Source organism: Streptomyces sp. SID486 (genome assembly GCF_009865385.1).
In the GTDB taxonomy this organism is placed as follows: domain Bacteria; phylum Actinomycetota; class Actinomycetes; order Streptomycetales; family Streptomycetaceae; genus Streptomyces.
This window is the reverse complement of record NZ_WWJT01000292.1, coordinates 1-2,902: the sequence shown is the minus strand read 5'-3', so window position 1 is coordinate 2,902 and position 2,902 is coordinate 1. Positions and strand designations below refer to the sequence as shown.

Annotated in this window: 1 protein-coding gene; it reads right to left on the bottom strand. The window is 73.7% G+C overall.

Translation table 11 applies throughout. The features are described from left to right. Nucleotides 1-2,902: type I polyketide synthase (locus GT045_RS13885; RefSeq protein ID WP_161334349.1), on the bottom strand; the 2,902-nt coding region annotated here is incomplete at both ends.

Genomic DNA, 2,902 nt, shown 5'->3' with positions numbered 1-2,902 from the left:
AGCGGCAGCTCATCGCGACGATCGCGATCGGCTCGTCCACCGCCGTCGCCCCTCGTACGGCCGGCAGCGCCGCGCTCCGCGGAGCGCCGTCGGAGACGCCGGCCGCCGTCAGCTCCGCGAGCAGGTGACGGGCGAGCCCGGCGGCCGTGGGGTAGTCGAACACGAGCGTGGCAGGCAGCCGCAGTCCGGTGGCCGTGTTCAGCCGGTTGCGCAGCTCCACCGCCGTCAACGAGTCGAACCCGAGTTCGCGGAAAGCGCGGTCGGCCGCCACCTCGTCGCCCGGACCGTAGCCCAGAACGGCGCCCACATGGGTGCGCACCATGTCGAGCACGACCTGTTCCCGCTTCGCCTCCGGCAGTCCGGCCAGTTCGCCGGCGAGGCCGTCAGCCGCACCGGCCCCGGTCGCGGGCGCCGCCGCCGTACGCCGTGCGGCCGTACGCACAAGCCTGCGCAGCAGCGGCGGTACGGGGCCGTTCCCGCCCCGCAGCACCGTGGCGGCGAGCCGTACGGGGACCAGCAGTGCCTCCTCGGCGGCGAGAGCCGCGTCGAAGAGGGCCAGTCCTTCTTGCGACGACAGCGGTACGACGCCCCCGCGGGCCATCCTGGCGAGATCGGTGTCCGCCAGGTGGCCGGTCATCTCACTGCGTTCGGCCCAGAAGCCCCAGGCCAGCGAGACCGCGGGCAGGCCCTGGGCGTGGCGGTGCGCGGCCAGGGCGTCCAGGAAGGCGTTGGCCGCCGCGTAGTTGGCCTGTCCGGCCGCGCCGAAGGTGGCCGCGGCGGAGGAGAAGAGCACGAACGCCGACAGGTCCAGGTCGCGGGTCAGTTCGTGCAGGAGCAGGGCGGCGTCCGCCTTCGGGCGCAGCACGGCGTCCACGCGCTCGGGCGTGAGGGCGTCCACCACGCCGTCGTCCAGCACACCCGCCGTGTGCACCACACCGCGCAGGGGCATGTCCTGGGGGATGCGTGCCAGGACACCGGCCAGCGCTTCGCGGTCCGTCACGTCACAGGACTCCAACACGCTCTCCGCGCCCAGACCGGCCAGGTCCGCCGCCAGTTCCGCCGCGCCGGGAGCGGCGTCGCCCCGGCGTGACAGCAGCACGAGACGCCGCACACCGTGTTCGGCGGCCAGGTGGCGTGCGACCAAGCCGCCCAGTACGCCGCTCGCTCCGGTGATCAGGACCGTTCCGTCGGCGTTCCACGGACCGGCCGGGCCGGCCGTCGTCGGCGGGGTCACCGCCCTGGACAGCCGGGGCGCACGGAGTTCGCCCCCGCGTACGGCGATCTGGGGCTCGTCGGCGGTGAGGGCTGCCAGGGCCGCGTCGGCGGCGACGTGCCAGATGCCGGGGCCGGTGAGGGGGGCGGAGCCCGTGTCGGGCGTGGCGTCGAGGTCGACCAGGTGGAACCGGTCCGGGTGTTCCGTCTGCGCGGACCGGACCAGGCCCCACACGGCAGCCGCCGCCGGGTCCGGTACGGCCTCGCCCCGTGCGGTGGCGACCGCACCCCGGGTGACGAAGACCAGCCTCGATGACTCCGCGGACGCGTTGCCGATCCAGTCCTGGACGGCGCGCAGTGCCCGGTACGCCAGCTCGCGCGTAACGGCCGCCGGCTCCGTCGCTTCCTCCTCGTCCGTGCCGACCTGAGAGAAGCACGGCAGAAGGACGACCCGCGGGAGGGTCTGCACCGGGTCCGAGGACAGGTGGGCGAGGCACGGCACCGGCGATCCGGCCGGTCCGGGTGCGGTCTCGGTGCCCTGGGTGGCCGTGTCGAGCACCGCCCAGTCCTCCGCGGCCGCCGGCTCGGGCACGGCCCGGACCGCCTCCCAGCGGATCCCGAACAGCGACTCCGGTGTCGAACGCGTCGCGGCGTTGTCGAGCAGCTCCGGCGAGACAGGGCGACCCACCAGTGAGCCGACGGACGCCACCGGTGCGCCGGTCACGTCGGCCGCCAGCACCGACACACCATCCGCTCCGGTCCTGGACAGGCGCACCCGAAGCGTGCTCGCTCCCGTGGCATACAGGGAAACCCCGCTCCACGCGAACGGCAGCCGTGCCACGCCCGGCTCCTCGGCATCTCCGGCCTGACGTGTGTCCCGGCCGGTCGGATGACCGATGCCGGTCACGTGCAACGCGGCGTCCAGCAAAGCCGGGTGGATGCCGTAACGCTGCCCTTCCTCGCGCTGCTCCTCCGGGAGGACGATCTCGACGAACACGTCGTCGCCGCGCCGCCAGGCAGCCCGCACGCCGCGGAAGACCGGCCCGTACTCAAGTCCGAGCCCGGCCAGCCGCTCGTACAGGCTGTCCACCGTCAGGGCAGCGGAGTCGGCCGGCGGCCATTCGGCCAGCTCGCCCGCGTCCGCGGGGACTTCGGTGTCGACGGTGGTGAGTACACCTCGGGCATGACAGGTCCAGGCTTCCTCGTCATCCCCCTCGACACGGGAGTACACGCCCACATCACGGCGGTCCGGATCGTCCGTGCCTCCCACGACGACCTGCACCTGCACCGCGCCGTCCTCGGGCAACACCAGCGGTGCCTGAAGCGTCAGCTCCTCCAGACCGCGGCACCCCGCCGCGTCCGCAGCCCGCAGCGCCAGCTCCACGAAAGCGGTTCCCGGTACGACGGCCCTCCCCAGGACGAGGTGATCGGCCAGCCAGGGCTGAGCCGCGAGCGCCAACCTGCCGGTGAGTACGAGCCCGTTCGCGTCCGCCAAAGAGACCACGGCGCCCAGCAAAGGGTGATCCGCCGAACCGAGACCGACGGCGGCCACATCACCGGCACGGGAGGCGGCCGACTTGAGCCAGTAGTGCTGGTGCTGGAAGGCGTAGGTCGGCAGGTCGACGCGCTGAGCGCCCGTACCCTTGAACACCGCCGCCCAGTCGACGGCCGCGCCCCCGACGAACGCCTC